General features: G+C 48.5%; 20 protein-coding genes. 11 read left to right on the forward strand and 9 right to left on the reverse strand.

All coding sequences use genetic code 11. The features are described 5' to 3' along the window. Positions 1 to 108: 108 nt before the first annotated feature. Both nrdG and nrdD read left to right on the forward strand, forming a co-directional pair. Positions 109 to 561, forward strand: a complete 453-nt coding sequence (nrdG, locus tag NOG12_RS07945) for an anaerobic ribonucleoside-triphosphate reductase activating protein (protein ID WP_153826295.1) — start codon at positions 109 to 111, stop codon at positions 559 to 561. A 16-nt stretch (positions 562 to 577) separates the two neighbouring features. Continuing rightward, positions 578 to 2,395 (forward strand): anaerobic ribonucleoside-triphosphate reductase, encoded by a 1,818-nt coding sequence (gene nrdD / locus NOG12_RS07950; protein ID WP_313932920.1) that lies wholly within the window; start codon positions 578 to 580, stop codon positions 2,393 to 2,395. Between the two features lie 77 nt (positions 2,396 to 2,472). On the opposite strand, the gene hemN is transcribed toward nrdD, so the two are convergent. Further along, positions 2,473 to 3,852: an oxygen-independent coproporphyrinogen III oxidase gene (hemN, locus tag NOG12_RS07955; protein WP_110076456.1), complete on the reverse strand. Its 1,380-nt coding sequence runs from the start codon at positions 3,850 to 3,852 to the stop codon at positions 2,473 to 2,475. Between the two features lie 58 nt (positions 3,853 to 3,910). After that, positions 3,911 to 4,441, reverse strand: coding sequence for a ubiquinone anaerobic biosynthesis accessory factor UbiT (gene ubiT, locus NOG12_RS07960; protein ID WP_313932921.1), 531 nt, complete (start codon positions 4,439 to 4,441; stop codon positions 3,911 to 3,913). Positions 4,442 to 4,528: 87 nt separating this feature from the next. Here ubiT and ubiU point away from each other — a divergent pair, with 87 nt between their 5' ends. The 3 genes from ubiU to NOG12_RS07975 are packed head-to-tail and all read left to right on the forward strand — an operon-like array spanning position 4,529 to position 7,641. Beyond that, entirely contained in the window at positions 4,529 to 5,524 is a 996-nt protein-coding gene (gene ubiU, locus NOG12_RS07965; RefSeq protein WP_110076454.1) for a ubiquinone anaerobic biosynthesis protein UbiU, read from the forward strand. Between the two features lie 2 nt (positions 5,525 to 5,526). Further along, positions 5,527 to 6,402: a U32 family peptidase gene (locus NOG12_RS07970; RefSeq protein WP_313932922.1), complete on the forward strand. Its 876-nt coding sequence runs from the start codon at positions 5,527 to 5,529 to the stop codon at positions 6,400 to 6,402. A 33-nt stretch (positions 6,403 to 6,435) separates the two neighbouring features. Next, entirely contained in the window at positions 6,436 to 7,641 is a 1,206-nt protein-coding gene (locus NOG12_RS07975; protein WP_153826290.1) for an NnrS family protein, read from the forward strand. Here NOG12_RS07975 and NOG12_RS07980 read toward each other — a convergent pair. Further along, the gene (locus NOG12_RS07980) at positions 7,638 to 8,033 is read right to left on the reverse strand and encodes a YbaN family protein (protein ID WP_110076452.1); all 396 of its coding nucleotides are present in this window, start codon (positions 8,031 to 8,033) and stop codon (positions 7,638 to 7,640) included. The two genes, NOG12_RS07975 and NOG12_RS07980, sit on opposite strands and share 4 nt — an antisense overlap. A gap of 34 nt (positions 8,034 to 8,067) precedes the next feature. Beyond that, on the reverse strand, positions 8,068 to 9,618 hold the full coding sequence (gene norR / locus NOG12_RS07985; protein WP_153826289.1) for a nitric oxide reductase transcriptional regulator NorR: 1,551 nt from the start codon (positions 9,616 to 9,618) through the stop codon (positions 8,068 to 8,070). Positions 9,619 to 9,791: 173 nt separating this feature from the next. Here norR and NOG12_RS07990 point away from each other — a divergent pair, with 173 nt between their 5' ends. Continuing rightward, positions 9,792 to 10,334 carry a hemerythrin domain-containing protein gene (locus tag NOG12_RS07990; protein WP_110076450.1) on the forward strand — a complete coding sequence of 181 codons (543 nt, stop codon included), beginning with the start codon at positions 9,792 to 9,794 and terminating at the stop codon, positions 10,332 to 10,334. Between the two features lie 12 nt (positions 10,335 to 10,346). Here NOG12_RS07990 and fnr read toward each other — a convergent pair whose 3' ends face one another. Continuing rightward, positions 10,347 to 11,051, reverse strand: coding sequence for a fumarate/nitrate reduction transcriptional regulator Fnr (gene fnr / locus NOG12_RS07995; protein WP_153826288.1), 705 nt, complete (start codon positions 11,049 to 11,051; stop codon positions 10,347 to 10,349). 181 nt (positions 11,052 to 11,232) lie between these two features. Between fnr and NOG12_RS08000 the strand changes: the two genes are divergently transcribed. The 5 genes from NOG12_RS08000 to NOG12_RS08020 all read left to right on the forward strand — a co-directional run bounded on the left by NOG12_RS08000 (position 11,233) and on the right by NOG12_RS08020 (position 15,735). After that, positions 11,233 to 11,802, forward strand: coding sequence for a TMEM165/GDT1 family protein (locus NOG12_RS08000; RefSeq protein ID WP_162014560.1), 570 nt, complete (start codon positions 11,233 to 11,235; stop codon positions 11,800 to 11,802). 91 nt (positions 11,803 to 11,893) lie between these two features. Beyond that, entirely contained in the window at positions 11,894 to 12,277 is a 384-nt protein-coding gene (locus NOG12_RS08005; RefSeq protein ID WP_153826287.1) for a hypothetical protein, read from the forward strand. 108 nt (positions 12,278 to 12,385) lie between these two features. Further along, on the forward strand, positions 12,386 to 14,461 hold the full coding sequence (locus NOG12_RS08010; protein ID WP_153826286.1) for a protein-disulfide reductase DsbD family protein: 2,076 nt from the start codon (positions 12,386 to 12,388) through the stop codon (positions 14,459 to 14,461). After that, entirely contained in the window at positions 14,461 to 14,985 is a 525-nt protein-coding gene (locus tag NOG12_RS08015; RefSeq protein ID WP_153826285.1) for a protein disulfide oxidoreductase, read from the forward strand. Before NOG12_RS08010 ends, NOG12_RS08015 begins: the two co-directional genes overlap by 1 nt. Positions 14,986 to 14,997: 12 nt before the next feature. Further along, positions 14,998 to 15,735, forward strand: coding sequence for a thioredoxin domain-containing protein (locus tag NOG12_RS08020; RefSeq protein WP_313932923.1), 738 nt, complete (start codon positions 14,998 to 15,000; stop codon positions 15,733 to 15,735). 13 nt (positions 15,736 to 15,748) lie between these two features. Here NOG12_RS08020 and NOG12_RS08025 read toward each other — a convergent pair whose 3' ends face one another. From NOG12_RS08025 to NOG12_RS08040, 4 genes are read right to left on the reverse strand one after another with little or no spacing between them, the layout of a single operon-like run. Then, on the reverse strand, positions 15,749 to 16,957 hold the full coding sequence (locus NOG12_RS08025; protein WP_313932924.1) for a BaiN/RdsA family NAD(P)/FAD-dependent oxidoreductase: 1,209 nt from the start codon (positions 16,955 to 16,957) through the stop codon (positions 15,749 to 15,751). A 9-nt stretch (positions 16,958 to 16,966) separates the two neighbouring features. After that, a complete protein-coding gene (locus NOG12_RS08030; protein WP_153826280.1) occupies positions 16,967 to 17,452 on the reverse strand; it encodes a peroxiredoxin in 486 nt (161 codons plus the stop codon). After that, the gene (locus NOG12_RS08035; RefSeq protein ID WP_313932925.1) at positions 17,436 to 18,209 is read right to left on the reverse strand and encodes a class I SAM-dependent methyltransferase; all 774 of its coding nucleotides are present in this window, start codon (positions 18,207 to 18,209) and stop codon (positions 17,436 to 17,438) included. The genes NOG12_RS08030 and NOG12_RS08035 overlap by 17 nt, the downstream gene beginning before the upstream one ends. Further along, entirely contained in the window at positions 18,206 to 18,658 is a 453-nt protein-coding gene (locus tag NOG12_RS08040; RefSeq protein ID WP_313932926.1) for a GNAT family N-acetyltransferase, read from the reverse strand. The genes NOG12_RS08035 and NOG12_RS08040 overlap by 4 nt, the downstream gene beginning before the upstream one ends. Position 18,659 lies beyond the last annotated feature (1 nt).

Below are 18,659 nucleotides of genomic sequence, written 5' to 3' on the forward strand. Positions count from 1 at the left end.
GGCTGCTTATTTATTGATCCGGATCAACACAATATCTAGGTGATCGTCTAGGCTTTAACACAATATATAGATGCAAATAAGCAATCAAGCACAATATGTGGGGTTTTAATGCGCTACTGTTCAGAGCAAATAGCCTTTCAGGAGGTGCCCGGCGAAGTCTCGTTGGCTTATACCATCACCGGCTGCCCTGTGGGTTGTAAAGGCTGTCATAGCGTTGATAGCTGGCCCGCTCATAGCGGAGTGGAATTAACCCCAGAGTATTTTACGAAGCGGCTGCAGCAATATCGGGGCCTCATCACCTGCGTGTTGTTTTTAGGGGGTGAATGGTACCCAGAGCAATTACTGCACTTACTTAAATTAGCTCGTGAGCAGGGGCTAGAAACCTGTCTGTATACCGGTTATGAGCAGGTGCTGCCTGCACTCCGCGAACAGCTCACCTATTTAAAAACGGGCCCTTGGATAGCTGAGCTTGGTGGCCTAGATAGTCCAAACACAAATCAGAAGTTTATTGATTTACGCAATCAACAACTACTAAACGTGCGCTTTTTAAGCACTGATTAAAACAAGGAGCATACCTATGTTGCGCTTATACCCCGATCAAGTAGACGCCAAAGTTGACTTTATTCAGCAATATCTCCATGCCGAAAATGCCGCTGATGGCTCAAAAATGGATGCTAATGCGAACGTGACGCAAAAGAATATTGCGACGCTAGAGTCAGAAATCATGAAGGATTTTTTTGTTCAAGTGAACCGCAAGCAAGTCAGCAATAAAATTGCAGAGTTGTTTGGCCCGCCGTTGGCGCAGGAGTATATTCGTCAAATAGAAGATCATGAGATTTATGTGCATGATGAAACTAGCTTAAAGCCTTACTGTGTGTCGGTTACCATGTATCCGTTTTTACGTGATGGGCTCACTAAGTTGGGCGGCGAATCAAAAGCACCAAAACACCTAGAAAGCTTTTGTGGCACTTTCGTGAACTTCGTCTTTGCGGTGAGCTCACAGTTTGCCGGGGCCGTCGCCACCGTCGAATTTTTGGCTTACTTTGATTATTTTGCTCGTAAAGATTACGGTGATAACTACCTAGAAACACATCGCCATCAGATTGAAAACCACTTACAGCACGTCGTGTATGCCCTCAATCAGCCCGCGGCAGCGCGCGGTTATCAAAGTGTCTTCTGGAATATCTCAGTCTATGACCAGCATTATTTTGAAAGTATGTTTGGTGACTTTGTCTTTCCCGCCGATTTCAGCAAATCATCATGGCAATCGGTGAGCCAGCTTCAGGACTTTTTCTTACATTGGTTTAATGAAGAACGGAAGAAAACCATACTCACTTTCCCGGTCGTTACCGTGGCTATGCTGACCGAAAATGGTCAGTGCAAAGATCAGCAATTTGCTCAGCATATTGCCCATGAATTATCTGTCGGTAACTCATTCTTCGTGTATCTGTCACCCAATGCCGATTCGTTAGCTTCTTGCTGTCGTTTACGCTCTGAAATTAGTGATAATACCTTTTCTTACACCCTTGGTGCTGGTGGCGTCGCGACCGGATCCATTAATGTGATCACCATTAATATGAATCGGTTAGTGCAAGATGGACGCGACTTGGGTGAGGAAATTGAGAAAATTCAAAAATACCAAGTGGCCTATCGGCTGCTCATGGAAGATTACCAAGCAGCCGGTTTACTCACGGTTTACGATGCTGGTTTTATTACCCTGGATAAGCAGTTCTTAACTATTGGTATCAATGGCATGGTAGAGGCGGCGGAATCGCAAGGTTTAACGGCCAGTAATAATCCTGAGTACATTGAATTTGTGCAGCGCCACTTAAAGGTTATTTACGATGCTAATAAAAAAGCCAAACAAGAATATGGCTATATGTTTAATACCGAGTTTGTGCCGGCAGAAAACCTTGGTGTCAAAAATGCGAAGTGGGACCGCGCCGATGGCTATGTTGTGCCGCGTGATTGCTACAACTCCTACTTTTACGTGGTAGAGGATGAACAAACCAATGCAATTGATAAGTTCACCTTACATGGTCATGAATTAATAGAGTTTTTAGATGGTGGCTCGGCTCTACATCTTAACCTAGATGAAAAACTTAACGAGGATGGCTATTTATCACTGTTAAATATTGCTGCTAAAACTGGCTGCAATTATTTCTGTATCAATGTGAAGATTACCATTTGTAATGACTGTGAACATATTGATAAGCGCACCCTGCATAACTGCTCAAGTTGCGGCTCTGACGATATTGATTATGGTACGCGGGTGATTGGCTATTTAAAACGAGTGTCGGCATTTAGTGCTGGGCGTCGGCAAGAACATGCCGCCCGCCATTATCATCGCCAGCCGCAGCGGGCGGTAGAGGCGGCAACATCCCAAGCTGGCTAGCTTGGGATGGTCAGGCCAGCACAAATGATGCTGCCATAGCTAGACTATGGCAGCACCTATCGAGAGCCTCTTCTTAGTTAAACGACTTTAGAGTAGCGTGGAGCCGTAGCTGCATCGTCTAAGTAGGCGTCAAAGCAGGCACAAATACTCCGTACCCATAAGCGACCCAATTCAGTAACACGTAATTGCGAGTCATCAATGGTCACCAGCCCATCCTCAATAAAGGGGGCTAATTTCTGTTTAGCATTGGCAAAGTAAGTCCAAAAATCAGTCAACTGCCAAGCCTGTGCAAACGCAGCAATATCCAATTCAAAGTGGCAGATAACTTGCGAAATAAGTGCGGCGCGCAAGCGGTCATCTGCGTTCAGTTCAAATCCTTTAATAACCGGTAGGCGTTGTGCCTTCAGGTGCTTGTAATAGTCAGGTAGTTCTTTGCTGTTTTGCCAAAGCACCCCATCAATTTGGCTAATGGAAGAAGCTCCAATCCCCAACAAAGCATCCTGGCCGCTGGTGGTGTAGCCTTGGAAGTTACGCTGTAAGCGCCCTTGTTGCTGAGCAATAGCAAGTTCATCAGATGTTTTTGCAAAGTGGTCCATACCAATAAACTGATAACCGGCAGCGTTAAAACGAGTAATCCCAAGCTGCAACAGTTCTAACTTAATCGATGGCTTAGGTAAGCTCTCAGTTGGGATTTTTGCTTGACCAGCAAAACGTGCCGGCAAATGAGCGTAGCTAAATAACGATACCCGGTCGGGAGCCAAGGCAATCACTTGATCAATTGAGGCTTTAAAGGTTTCTGGACGCTGGTAAGGTAAACCGTAGATTAGGTCTAGGTTGATCGACTTAAAGCCCAATTCTTTGGACAGCTCTACTTGATGTCGGATGAGATCGGTATCTTGGACACGGTTAATCGCAATCTGTACTTTTTCGTCAAAGTCTTGCACCCCATAGCTTACACGATTAAAACCGAGCGCTCGTAAATGCCGTAATTTTTCATCACTACAGCTGCGTGGGTCGATTTCGATACTCCACTCAGCATCGTCAGTGAAACTGAAGTGTTGATGTAGCAAATCATCTAAGCGTGACAATTGTTGCTCGGTTAAAAAGGTTGGGGTACCACCGCCCATATGCACAGACTCAAACTTACGAGCCCCTAACAGCTTGGCGTACATCGCCATTTCTTCGGCTAAGTAATCAAGATAGATATCGGCTTTGTGCTGATGCCGAGTAATCACCTTATTGCAGCCGCAGTAGTAACAAAGCTTGTGACAGAAAGGTAAATGAATATAGAGGCTTAACTTTTCTGGCGCATCAGCCAGGGTGCGCTCTAAAGTACCGATCGGAAACTTATCATGCAGCGCCAAGGCGGTCGGATACGAGGTATAACGCGGACCGTTAATGTTGTATTTATCAATGAGCTCTTGGCTCCAGGTGATATTTGCTACTGATGCGTTCATGCGTTACCCCTTGGTGACACCTTGGTTAAATTCTGTCGCTCATAATACTTGATGCAGATCAGAATTTTGATACGCCTGAAGGGGTATAAGCTTGCTGCTGCAAAATACGCTCGGCTAAGGCCTGATTAAACCTAAAAATAGGCTTGGGCAGGCGTTGATTCAACTCAATGGTGTCCAATAAGTTCTTCACTTCAAGCCCTAATTCAGTGTCACCTTTGATCAATAATTTGCGTCGGAAGAACAAGGTATCCGGGTCTACTTTGCCACTTAGCATCAGCAATAAATACTCACTATTGCCGCGCATGGTAACGTCTGCTTGCGGGCCGTCAAAAGTTACTTGTAGGCGTGGTCGTAGGCCTTGGTTGGCGAGGGATACGCTGAACTTTAAGGCTAAGTCTGGCACCTCAATAAGAACCCATCGCTGGCGCAAGAAAGCAAATTTATCGGCCACCAGTTCATCGTTGAGAACATGGTTAAGAGCTTGCGCGAATAGGCGTTGAGTTACCCCACGCGGGGCTACTTGCAATAAGGATTTAGAAAGGTGTGGGCCCCACTGATAGGCCAGATCTACTACTTTAGGGATAACCATTTATTACCTCGATTAATCAGCCCAGAAAAATTTAACCCGATTATAATACTCATTACCAATGCATGTTTATGGACGGGATCAATAATTATGGAATTACTCTGCCCCGCCGGCAGTATGCCAGCCTTGAAAGCAGCCATTGAAAATGGTGCAGATGCGGTATATGTAGGTTTAAAAGATGAAACTAACGCACGTCATTTTGCTGGTTTAAATCTTGACCAAGCAGGTTTAACTGAAGCCGTTCGGTTTGCGCATAGCCATGGCAAGAAGTTGCATGTTGCCATTAATACCTTTGCGCATGCAGATAGCTGGGAAAACTGGCGGAAAGCGGTTGATATGGCGGTTAAGTGCGGCGCTGATGTGCTCATTTTGGCGGATATTGCGGTGCTAGCTTACGCAGCGGAGCGCTATCCCCAGGTTGAATTACACCTTTCGGTACAAGCCTCAGCCACCAATGCGGCCGCAATAGAGTTTTATCAACAGTTTCATGTGAAGCGCGTGGTGCTGCCGCGCGTGCTCTCGATGAACCAAGTACGTACCCTAGCGCGCACCACCGATGTTGACCTCGAAGTTTTTGCCTTTGGTAGCCTGTGCATTATGGCCGAAGGGCGCTGTTATTTAAGCTCGTACATGACAGGCGAATCACCGAACACCGCAGGAGCTTGTTCACCGGCAAAATACGTACGCTGGGATGAACACGAAGATGGCTCGTTAGAGTCACGGCTAAACAATATTCTGATTGATACCTTTGCCCCCAATGAAACTGCTGGCTATCCCACGTTGTGTAAAGGACGTTTCACCGTCGGTGAAGACACCTATCACGCCTTAGAAGAACCAACCAGCTTGAATACGTTAAGCCTGTTACCGGAGCTACATAAAGAGGGCATTGTGAGTTTAAAAATTGAAGGTCGGCAACGCAGCCCAGCCTATGTCGCCCAGTTAACGCGGGTGTGGCGTCAGGCTATAGACAAAGTGCTAGCAGATCCTGCTAATTTTGCCGTGCAGCCCGACTGGAATACGACTCTCGCAGGTTTATCTGAAGGCAGCCAAACCACTTTGGGTGCCTACCACCGGAAATGGAAGTAATCATGAAATTTTCTCTAGGAGCAATTCAATACTATTGGCCGCAGCAAGTGGTAAAAAACTTCTATCGGCAAGCCGCAGAATCTGCCGTTGATATTGTTTATTTAGGCGAGACGGTCTGTAGTAAAAGGCGTGAACTGAAGTTTACTGATTGGCTGCAAGTCGCTCATGAATTACGCGAGGCGGGCAAACAGGTGGTGCTGTCTACCATGACCCTGTTAGAAGCACCATCCGAGCTACGAGAGCTACGCAAGTATTGTGATAATGGTGAGTTTTTAGTGGAAGCCAACGACGTGGGCGCCATTCGACTACTGCAAGATAACCAACTACCCTTTGTCGCAGGAGCCGCTATCAACTGTTACAACCAACACACGCTGCGGCAATTAATGACGATGGGGATGAGCCGTTGGGTGATGCCGGTTGAATTATCTCGTGACTGGTTGCAGAAATTACTGCAACAGCCGATGGTAAAAGATGTGCGCGATTGCTTAGAAGTTGAAGTGTTTAGCTTTGGGCACATGCCTTTGGCTTGGTCCGGTCGCTGTTTTACGGCGCGCTCAGAAAACCGTGCCAAAGACCAATGCGAACTCTGTTGCATTAAATACCCAGAGGGGCGTCGTGTCGATAGCCAAGAAGGCCAGCAAGTATTTGTTCTAAATGGTATTCAAACGCAATCCGGAACTCGTTATAACTTGGTAAATCAGTTACCTAGCATGCAAGGCTTAGTTGACATAGTGCGTTTAAGTCCGCAGTTAGAAGGCACCTTTTCTTGGTTAGAAAAATTTCGGCAGAACCAGCATGGCGAACAGCCCCAAGCCCTCGAGCCGAACGATAGTAACGGCTATTGGATGGCATTAGCAGGGTTAGTGCAAACAGCATAATTAGGGTTGCTAGCAACCATATAGGAAGACAGCATGATTCAAATTACTGACTTACAAATTGAGCAAAAAATGTGGCCGTTATTGCGGCAAGCTTTTCGGCCGATGTTTTTATTGGGGGCGAGCTTTAGTGCCTTGGCCATCACCTTGTGGCTGCTGGTATTAGCTCAGGTCATCGAGCTGCCCGTGTATGGGCAAACCTTATTCTGGCACAGTCATGAAATGATCTTTGGTTTTGTGGCGGCCATCATCGTGGGCTTTTTGCTGACCGCCGTACAGAATTGGACTGGCTTACGCGCTACCCACGGACGGGCCCTTGGCATCCTCACTGCGGTATGGGTGTTGGGTCGGTTAGGGCTTTTAGTTGGGGCTTGGCTACCTTGGTGGCTGGTAGCTGCGGTTGATCTATTATTTTTACCGTTAGCGGCGATTTTATTGGCTGTGCCCTTAATTGCGGTGAAGCAGCAGCGAAACCTATTCTTCGTGCCCGTGCTTTTCTTGTTAACCTTGTGCAATGCGCTCATGCACTTTGGGCTGCAGACCGGACAATACGAAATTCAACAATTAGGTAGCCAAAATGCGGTGTGGTTGGTCACTTTACTGATGGCCATCGTAGGGGGTCGGGTACTCCCTATGTTCACCGCCAACGGAACTATGACACCAAAAGCCGAACCCATCGTCTGGTTAGACCGCATCGGGTTAGGTAGTTTGTGGTTGATTTTTGTGCTGAATATTACCAATTTCAGCGCCATGGTACCGGCCTTGGTGATGGCTCTACTCTTCGCGACAAGTGCTTTAGCTTTAGCTATTCGCTGCGCCCGCTGGCGTATCTGGATCACCTGGAAAGTACCGTTACTGTGGTCGCTACATGTAGCTTACTGGTTTATTCCAATTGGCTTAGCGCTATATGCGCTGCGCTATGCGGGCTTTCCTATCACCAACAGCTTGGCGTTACATGCATTAACTGCTGGCGCTATGGGTAATATGATTTTAGCGATGATTGCACGGGTCTCTCTGGGCCATAGTGGTCGTGCCCTACAACCCAAACCCATCATTAGCGCAGCCTTTATGTTAGTGATAGTAGCTGCGGTGGTTCGCGTATTTGTGCAAGGCTTATGGCCAGAGTTATCCGTGTATTGGTATGCCCTAAGTGCGTTTGCTTGGGTGTTGGCCTATGGCATTTATGTACTGGTGTACTTTCCTATTCTTACCACGCCACGTCCAGATGGACGTCCAGGTTAAGAATCGGAGCCTGAATCAGGTGGCTGTTGCTCTGGGCGCAGCCACATCCATACTGCAACGGTGGCCATAATGCCAATAACTAAGCCTTTTAACCATAAAGGTGCTGGGCTAAATGCCAACATGATTGCGCTCCCGGACATCATCACCGATGCAATCACTTTGGGCCTACGCTTAATGACACCGTAGCGGCGCCAGGCAATGATTTGCGGGCCATAGGTTGGATGCGCCAATAGCTTGGCTTCTAATACCGGCCAGCCCTTGCCGCCGGCCCATGCGGCCACCAGCAGAAAAGGTACCGTTGGCATGATGGGCAACAATAAACCAATGATACCCAGCGCTAGCGTAATAATAGCTAGCGTCCGCCACAATAAAATCCGCAGCACAACCGTCATAGAGCTCCTTGCATGGCTTGGTAGTGGGCAGCTGCTATTTTAAGCCCAGCCGCTGCGCCAATTTGTGTAAGTTGCTTGCATCTATCTCTAGTATACGGGCCGCTTGGGTCCATTTGTAGTCCGCTTGCTCTAAAGCCTGCTCAATAAGCTGACGCTGCACCGCATTGAGGGTATCTTTCAAGTTCATGGTGGGAAACGCCTTGCGCTGGTTGCTCTGCAATATATCCGTGACTTGCACGCTGGCGGTGGCTGCACCAGGTAAATCCAGCAAACCAATATCGATACTAACAATATCTTCTCGTGCCGCACCTATGCTAAGCGCCTTAATCGCCGCCCGGCTGATGGTATGCTCAAGTTCGCGCACGTTGCCAGGCCAATCATAAGCCAATAAGGCATGCTCTGCCGCTTGGGTGAGGCGTAACGCTCGTACCCCAAGGCGAGCTCGGTTAAGCTCTAAGAAGTGACCGGCTAACACAGGAATATCATCGCTACGCTCACGCAGCGGTGGAATAGGTAACGGGTACACGGATAAGCGATGGTAGAGATCAGCACGAAAATCACCAGATTTTATTTGCTGCTTCAAGTCGCGATTAGTTGCCGCCACAACTCGGACATTGACGGTATGGCTACGATCGCTTCCTAAGCGTTGAATCTCGCCATTCTGCAATACTCGTAGTAACTTGGCCTGAATTGCTGGTGGCAGCTCACCTACTTCATCTAAGAAGATGGTGCCGCCATCAGCGCTATCAAACCGACCGGCCCGCTCGCTGGTTGCCCCAGAGAAGGCCCCTTTGGTATGGCCGAAGAGCTCACTCTCGGCCAGAGCCTCAGGTAACGCTGCACAATTCACATACACTAAGGGCTGCTGCGCTCGTTGTGACTGGCGATGTAACTGTCGTGCAAATAACTCTTTACCCACGCCGGTTTCACCCAGCAGTAATACCGGAAGATCTGAGCCGGCCACAACACTCAATTCTTGCATCACATTGAGCAATGGAGCACTACGCCCGATGATTTCGTAACTAGCGGAAGCCTCGCCACTAAGCGAGTATTCTTGATCGCGCCGTTGATTACGTAGGGCTCTGACGCTTTGCTCAATTTGCCCCATGCGAATCGCCGCTTCAACCAGCAAGCTTGCTCGTTGCAGTGCATGCATGGCAGCCGTATCAAAGGTTCCTGGGGTGAGGGCATCTAGGGTCAGAACCCCCCAGCATTTGCCTTCAACATGTAATGAGATCCCCATACAATCGTGTACTGCCAAATGGCCATCGGGGCTATCTTCTATAAGCCCGTCATAGGGGTCTGCGAGGTGGCTATCTGGCTCAAATCGAACCGCTTCGCGACTCGCCATAATGGTGGCTAGGCGCGGATGCTGATGCACAATAAAACGGCGCCCTAAGGCCTCCCGTGCTAAACCGATACTAGCAATGGGCTTAAGCATTTGCTGCTCTAATTTAAGCAGCACCACGGCACCACAATGAAAGTGTTGGCGTAGTGTTTTGACGACTTTCTCTAGCCGTACTACGGCAGGCTGTTCGGTCACTAAATCGGCGATCAGAGTTTCAAGTAAGGTGACATCTTGCATGGTAGATTTAACCCTTAAAGTCCTTTTTGACCCAAATAAATATGGGTTTAATTTACCATTGCAGGGAAAAACTCGATATAAATCAAAGTAGGTAGTTTTGGCATCTATTTTGCAATATCAACAGGTATTGCTGGTCCATTTTGGCCGCTTTTATCTCAAAATTAGGAGTTATTATGTCAACACCATCTACCATTCATGCAGAAGCTTTAGCCGTGTTTCAAGCCATGCCTAGCAAGCATTTAATTGATTATATTGTTGAGAATTTTCACGATAAGCATCGCGCACAGCTGCCGGAGTTAATTAACTTAGCGCGCAAAATAGAAGACGTACATAATGATCATGAAGCCTGTCCAGCAGGCTTGGCAGAATTGCTGCAAAGCATGTACCAAGAGCTAGAAAGCCACATGATGAAAGAAGAGCAAATTTTGTTTCCGATGTTAGCTGGTGGGATCTATCCAAGCGGACCTATCGCGGTGATGGAAGAAGAGCACGACCAGCACGAGCAAATGTTAGCCGAATTATTAGAGTTGACCCATCAAAACCAAGCTCCACGCGGCGCATGTGGAAGCTGGATCATGCTTTATGAGGGGTTAAATGAGTTAGTGAAAGACTTGCAGCTGCACATCGATATTGAAAATAGCATTCTTTTTAAGCAAGCAGATAAACCAGCCAGCAGTGGCCATGGTAATGGTCACTGCTGTGGTGGTTGCCAATAAGTGCTGCGTCAGTTAGTGAGCTAGCTCGCGCAAGCGGGCTGGCTCGATGATGTTAACTAGCTTGTTCTGCACATCAATCACACCTTCGCCTTGCAGTGCCGATAAAATACGGCTAATGGTTTCTACCGAGAGGCCTAAGTAGTTACCGATATCAGCGCGAGTCATGGTTAAGCGAAACGAAGTGCTAGATAATCCGCGCGCTTTAAAGCGATCGGACAAGGTGACTAAGAAGTGCGCTAAACGTTGATGGGCTGAGCGGTTGTTCAACGTGCCGAGTAGTTGTTTGCTGGAGAATATCTCGCTACTCATTAAACGCATCATTTGTTTGCGCAGGGATGGCATCTCAATCACTAGCTCATCCAGTGACACAATAGGCACTTCGCACAACATGGTGGTTTCTAGCGCTTGTGAGTAACTGCGGTGTTGACCTTCAGCTAAAGCATCAAAACCGACGAGGTCGCCAGGCAAATGGAAATCAATGATTTGCTCTACGCCATTATCGTCGATGGTGTAAGACTTTAGTGAACCGCTACGCACGGCATATAAATATTTGAGCGGCGCACCGGCATTAACTAACACGTCACGTTTATGCAGAGGCTTATGACGCTGAATAATAGTGTCTAGCCGATTCATACCCTCTTGATCTAATTGGTACGGTAAACATAGCGCTGCCATGCTGCAATTTTGACAATGTATGTGAGAAGTCAGATTAGCCATAATGATTTCCTGATTTAGATCAACATCCCTAACGAATAACTGCAGTATACGCCCAACGCCTGAAAAGTAACCTTGTGCCGATGGAGTACCTCCAATATGCCTAAGAGGGGGTAGTTGGTAGGGTTTGTGGGGTTTGCCCGATACTGTTAAAATGCGCGTCCAAACCAGCAGGAGCACCTAAGTGGATGCATTTATAACTTCAACCGTGACCGTCGCTTTAGCCGAAATAGGTGATAAAACGCAATTACTAAGCCTGTTCTTGGCGGCGCGTTACCGCCACAAAACAGCGATTATCATGGGGATATTAGTGGCGACTCTGCTCAATCATTTAGCGTCCGCTTGGCTGGGTTCATGGTTAGTGGATGTCATCCCAGCAACACTCGCCACCTATGTGGTCGCAGGTTCTTTTATAGCCGTTGGCCTGTGGGTACTGATACCCGATAAAGCAGATGATGACGAACACGAAAACGTGCGTAAATACGGCGCTTTTATCGCCACCACAGTGCTGTTTTTTATTGCTGAAATAGGTGACAAGACCCAAGTAGCTACGGTTATCCTGGGAGCTCAATACACCAGTGTATTGTGGGTTACATTAGGAACAACCTTAGGGATGATGCTTGCCAATGTTCCGATCGTGCTACTCGGACAACGGTTGATGCAAAAACTACCTCTGAATGCAGCTCGTTATATTGCGGCGACCTTGTTCGTGGTGCTAGGTATTGCTACTGCGCTAAGTCAACTCTTGGCTTAAACGTTCTAAGCCACTTTGGCGCTGGCTAAAACTTGGCCGCGCGTTGAAAACTTGCTAGTATCGGCAACAGCTAAATTAAAGAGATAACCTGATGCTTAACTGGACTGAACAACAACGCGCACGTGGCTGCCTATGGGCCGTCATGCTGGTGTTGTGTCTGTGTTTGGCGAAACAAAGTAGTTGGATTCAAGGCTGTCCATTACAACAGCAGGCGCTACCGCAGGCTAGCCTGGTGGCAACTAGCGCCACCAGCGACGCCGCTAGTGCCCTAGCTAGCGAGAGTGATTGTAGTGCCAGTGAGCAACTATTGCAGCAGGCATTACAGCAATTATTTGACCAACTGAGTGTCGGCCTATTATTAGTCGTTGCTCTGCTTTTCTCCAGCCGGCTAGGCACCACCGCGGTAACTTTGACAGTGCCACCGCCGCGGTGGCGATATCGGCCACATCTGCACTTTTGTGTGTTTCGAGAATAACCTCACTGAGTTGTCTGTAGCTGCTTGATGCAGCAAGCGAGGGGTACGACTGTTCTGTTCGAATCGGTTCAAGTAGGTACTCAGTCATAGGTTAGTTGAGATGTATAGATGAAACACATAATCCCCTTTATTTTATTGTTCATGTTGATGAGTTCTGCATGGGCACAGGATTCTACTGACTGGATAACCAGCTCAGAGCATCCGCACGTTCAAATCAAGTTAGATTTAGTGACCGCGCAAGCCGATCAGCAACAGTTGCAAGCCTTGCTAAAGGTTCGCTTAGAGAGCCCTTGGAAGACCTATTGGCGGGCGCCCGGAGAGGGCGGCATTCCCCCTACCGCAGAGTGGCAAACCAAGAGTAATATCAGTAGGGTGCAGTGGCAGTGGCCTGCTCCACAACGTTATCAAGTGCAAGGGATTGAAACGGTAGGCTATCAGGGCACGGTTGCCTTTCCGCTAACGTTGACGATAGAAAACTGGCAGCAGCCAGCGCGACTACAAGGTGTGGTGACCATGTCTAGCTGCACTAACATCTGCGTGTTAACGGATTTCCCCGTTGATATCAGCTTCAATCCGGCCCAACTGGCCGCATCTGAGCAGCGGGTGTTTGAATTGCAGAAGGCACTAAGCCAAGTGCCTCGGCTAGACCATCCCGCGGTGGTCTTGGAGCGGGCAGAATGGTCAGCCAGTCAACAGCAGTTGCAACTTGAGCTTACCCACCCACAGGGCTGGCAACAGCCGGATGTCTTGGTTGATAGCTTGGCCACGGAATTGGCAGATATGACGGTGGCACCACCACGCTTGGATATCGATGGTCAGCGGTTACTGGCTACCTTCAACATTAGCCATTGGTTAGGTGCTGCCGAGGTGGCTAGTTATCCCATTCAAATTACTGTGTTAGATGAGGCGCTAGCGGCTGAACTATCCACAACGGCGCAGGCCGTGGCGCAAGTCACTCATGCACCAGCGGTATCTAGTAGTCTTGGTTTGATGTTTGCTTTTGCGCTGCTTGGCGGGCTTATTTTAAATATCATGCCATGTGTCCTACCTGTGCTGGGGATGAAGTTGCAAAGCGTGTTGTTGATACCGCGAGAGAGAGGGCTTATTCGGCGTCAGTTCTTAGCATCGGCATTAGGTATTGTGCTGTCTTTTTGGTTGTTGGCACTGTTTATCTGGGGCCTAAAAACGAGTGGTAGCGCGCTAGGCTGGGGTATTCAATTCCAAAGCCCGTGGTTCATTGGCTTTATGGTGCTAGTCACTGGTTTATTTACGTTCAACTTGGCTGGCCTATTTGAATTTCGATTACCTAGTAGCTGGCAAACTTGGGCTGCCCAACGTGGTGATAATTCGTACCTAGGGCATGTTGTCCAAGGCATGTTCGCGACCTTATTAGCAACGCCTTGTTCGGCCCCCTTTTTAGGAACCGCAGTAAGTTTTGCCATGGCCGCCTCTAATCTACAACTCTGGTTTATTTTCACTGGTTTAGGACTTGGCATGGCATCGCCTTGGTTATTGGTTGCAGCGCTACCATCTTTGGCTAAGTTGCTACCTAAACCGGGCCGTTGGATGCAGATCACAAAAGTGATTTTTAGTCTGATGTTGGCGGCCACCACCCTGTGGCTATTCACTTTACTCAATAATCATTTAACTGCTGCGATGGTCTGGCTCTTAGCGTTAAGTTGGTTAGTAGTAGCCGCGCTACTGGTGATTAGAACTTACGGCAAACAAGGACTGTTGATTGCCGTGGCCAGTAGCTTGTTAGTGGTAGCTGCGGTAGCCGTCACCGCTAGTCTTACCAGCGCTAAATGGGCTAGTGGCCCGCGCCCCGATCACGTTTGGGTAGGCTTAAATGAAGCGGAGATCAGCCGGGCCGTGGCCCAAGGTCAAGTGGTGTTTGTCGATATTACCGCTGATTGGTGTATTACCTGCAAGGCCAACAAAATAGGGGTGCTATTACAGCAGCCCGTATATCAATTGTTGCAAGACCCACAGGTGGTGACCATGCAAGGTGACTGGAGCCAAGCCAATGACCAAGTCACTCAGTATTTACGCAAATATCAGCGTTATGGGGTGCCCTTTAATCGGGTTTATGGTCCAAATGCCCCTGCGGGCATCGATCTACCTGTGATTCTAACGGCCGAGGCTGTTAGTGCCGCAATCGACCAAGCCGCGGGGAGAGAATAATGTCGCAGCCAAAGCAATCCAGCAAATGGCTCAAGCTGCTCAAAAATATTGCCGCCATGGTGGTGATGTTTATGCTGATTAGTACGGCTGTAGATGCGTGGCGAGGCCGTAATCTCGATCCGCAAGCGGTGCCGCTGATGACCTATACCGATCTACAAGGAACGACAGAAGATTGGTTGGAACGCAGTTACAGTGAACCTGTCATTGTGTATTTTTGGGCCACTTGGTGTCCGGTGTGTACGTACGTAACGCCAACGGTGAATTGGATGGCAGCCGATTATCCGGTGGTCACGGTAGCGTTACGTTCGGGGTCTGATGCCAAGGTTGCGCATTATTTGGAGCAACAAAATTACCAACTCATTACGGTGAACGATCCACTGGGACAAGTGGGGCAGCAGTGGCAAATAACGGCTACCCCTACTGTCGCCATCGTTCATGAAGGCGAAATTGTTTCTTATACCACTGGTATCACCACGCCAACTGGCTTATGGTGGCGGCGCTGGTGGGCAAGTTTTTCTGGTTAATTGGAGAGTAGTATGACGTTCAAATCTTTGTTTTTCGGCACCCTGATGGCCCTCGGCTTAGCTACCTTGGGCGCTACTGCACAAGCACAGCAGGCCAATCAACAAGCACAACAACTTGAACAGTTGATCGGTTTGTTAAAGCAGCATCCCGAAGTGATTGGTGACGTGCTAAATAGTGTTGAGCGTTACATTGAGGGCAAAGAAGCCAGCCGTAATGCTCAAGCTAAATATGAAAGCTGGTTATACGATAACGACAAGGTGCAACCTTGGTATGGCGCAGCCGATCCCAAACTGACCGTGCTGGTTTATACCGATTACGATTGCCCTTATTGCAAACGCATCGAGCCTCATTTACAGCGTTTAGTGGAAGAGTTTGATGGGGTTAAGGTGATTAATATTGTGGTGCCGTTACGCCAGCAACAAACAGAGGGTAGTAACGTTAACCCGTCTGAGTTCGCCATGAATGTGTGGCAGCATCAACCTGAGCAATACCCTGAAGTAGCCAAGCTGCTTTACGCTAAAAACGGCTTACACACAGCTCAATCGATAGAGCATGTGGCCCGCTTAACAGGAACACGCGGACAACTCAATAATCCCCAAGTTGCTCGTCGTAACTTGATGGAAAACTACAAAGCTTTTAGCGATTTTGGCTATCGCGGCACCCCAACCATTGTGGTGGGCAGCGCAGTGATTCCTGGCTTTGTGGAATACGACCAATTACAAGCCTTAGTGCAAGAGATGCTGGATTAAAGCGCTAGTGATTTTAGAGGTGCTGAGAGCAGGCGTAGGCACTGCTCCACGCCCACTGAAAATTATAGCCGCCAAGCCAACCGGTAACATCCATCACTTCACCAATAAAATACAACTGAGGCTGGATGGTGCTTTGCATCGTCTTAGAGCTGATTTCTTTAGTATCAACACCGCCGAGGGTCACTTCGGCGGTGCGATAGCCTTCGGTGCCGTTGGGCTTAAGACGCCAAGCTTGAATGTCCTCGGCGACTTTTTGTAGCAGCTGATTATTGCAATCAGCGAGGTTCTTGTTAGGCCACCCTTGGCTCTGAGCTAGCACTTGTACCAAGCGTTTGGGCAGCCATTCTTGCAAAGCGCTGCGTAGTCCTAACTTTGGGCGTTGTTGACGCAGTTGCTGTAACTGCTGCAACAACTCAAATCTAGGCAGTAGATTAATATCGATAACTTCACCAGCTTGCCAGTAGCTGGATAGCTGCAGCATTGCCGGACCAGATAAACCACGATGGGTAAACAGCATTGCTTCAGTGAAGCTGGCGCTCATTTTAGCATCGGCTGCCGTACTAGCAATCACATCAACAGCTAACCCAGAAAGCTCCGCATACTGTTGTTTATCGGTGTCATGCAGAGTAAAAGGCACTAAGCCAGCGCGTACGGGCAATATGGTATGCCCGAATTGCTCGGCTAGTTGGTAACCGAAAGGCGTTGCACCAAGTTTTGGCATAGATAAGCCGCCGCAGGCAACAACCAGAGCAGTACTAGTTAACTGGCCTTGTGAGGTGGTTAACTCATACTTCTGCTGGTGGTATTCAACTGCGGTTATGTCGGTGCGTAATTGTACTTTGGCGCCATACTGCTTACATTCTTTGAGCAGCATAGAGACAATGTCTTTGGCGCTTACATCACAGAACAACTGGCCTAAGGTTTTTTCATGATAAGCGATACCATGGCGCTCAACTAGAGCAATAAAGTCCCATGGGGTGTATTGCTTTAGTGCAGATTTACAAAAATGAGGGTTATCCGAGAGGTAGTTTTCAGCACTCGCAAACATGTTGGTGAAGTTGCAACGTCCACCACCAGAAATCAGAATTTTTTTACCAGCTTGTTTAGCATGGTCCAGCACTATCACGCTTTTGCCTCGGGCTGCTGCGTGTGCAGCACAGTGTAAACCGGCGGCACCCGCCCCAATGATAATCACGTCATAATGCTGAACTGCTTCACTCATGGACTAGGGTTACTCGCCTGTTAAAGCTGCTAGCACGTGCTCAGCACTGCTTACACCAAAGGTTTTTTCATCTTCCACAAAGAGGTGGGTGACAACACCATCTTCAATCACCATAGCGTAGCGTTCTGCGCGCAAGCCGCCAAACGAGCCCGTTGCTTTAGTCAGCCCCAGTTGTTGATGGTAAGAACCATCACCATCAGCTAACAACTGCACTTTGTCATTTACATTGAGGGCTTTACCCCAAGCGCGCATCACAAAGGCATCGTTTACGGCCACACAGGTAATAGTCTGCACCCCTGCTTGTTGCAGCGCAGCAGCATGCTCAACAAAACCTGGCAGGTGTTTCTCTGAACAGGTAGGAGTAAAGGCGCCAGGTACTGCAAAGAGGATATGACGGCCTTGGGCAAACATCTCTGCTGGATTAAACTGCTGAAGGCCAACATCACCTAAAGCGGTTAAGGTACCAGCGGGAATACGGTCATTGACTTGAATCATGAGATTGCTCCGTTAAGTAAATATCGAATCGATGTTTTTTGCTTATTACTTGGCTCTGAGGTGGCTGTTGATCCAGAAAATCAGCGTGCTGTGGACGCTTAACGACCACCCGATACTGCGCCTTGGCGCGCGCATCTGCTAGCAGCTGGTCGGCATCATGGTCGGCCCCAACTAACTGCTGAAACATTTGCATGTCCTTTTTTACGGCTGCGCGCTGTTTTCGATCGCTTTTCGGGTACATGGGGTCTAAATAAACCACATCGATAGACCCTTGATAACTGTCGTCATACCATTGTAACCGTGTGGCTAAGTTAGCATCGCTGTGTTGCAGCCGCTGTAATCCGTCCAACAATAAAGCTGCTACTACCGGGTTACGTTCGCGCAGTAAGACGGTAGCCCCCAGCTGAGCAAGCACCAAGGCATCGCGACCTAAGCCAGCAGTACCATCTAGGATAGTTGCTGATTTATATTTAGCCAGGCCACAGGCGCGGCCGATCGCTTCATCTTTAAGGCTCGCCTTGGCCGCCCGAAAGGCTGCTTTACCCTGACTAAAATCAACCACCAGCGGCAACATCTTAGGCGCAGCAAGCCAGCGAAGTTGTAGCTGGGTAGGGGTAAGTTCAAGCACAAATTCATACTGGTCTAAATTAGCGTTCGTAGCGCTAAGCACTTGCAGTTGGCAGCGTTGGGCTAACCTTTGTGCATAGTCATGATCTGCCCCAGTCAGCACCAGAATGGGTACCTCGGCAGCATTCATACGGCGCGCTCCATATCCACATGAGGGATGTCATCCTCAAGATATTCGGCACTGGTCTCAATAAAGCCTAAGCTTTGATAAAAGTCGCGTAGATATACTTGCGCACCGATTTGAATAGGCTGAGTCTTAGCATGTTGTTGGCAAATCGTGATTGCACGCTGCATCAACTCACGACCCAACCCACGGCCACGAGCATGGTTAGTTGTTAATACTCGGCCAATGCGTGATGGCGTGTGCGCATCACCAATAAAAATACGAGCGTAGGCGCACAGCTCAGCTTGCGCCGAGGACGCATCCCATGCGACCAAATGCAGAGCCTGCGGGTCTTTCCCATCAGCGTCTAAGTAGGGACAGGTTTGTTCAACCACAAACACCTCTTGGCGCACTTTCAAGATGGTATACAGCTCACTGGTGCTGAGCTGAGGAAAGGATTTTAGCTGCCAGTTCATC

The sequence above is a fragment of the Pseudidiomarina fusca genome (assembly GCF_032227045.1).
GTDB classification, from domain to species: Bacteria; Pseudomonadota; Gammaproteobacteria; order Enterobacterales; family Alteromonadaceae; genus Pseudidiomarina; species Pseudidiomarina fusca.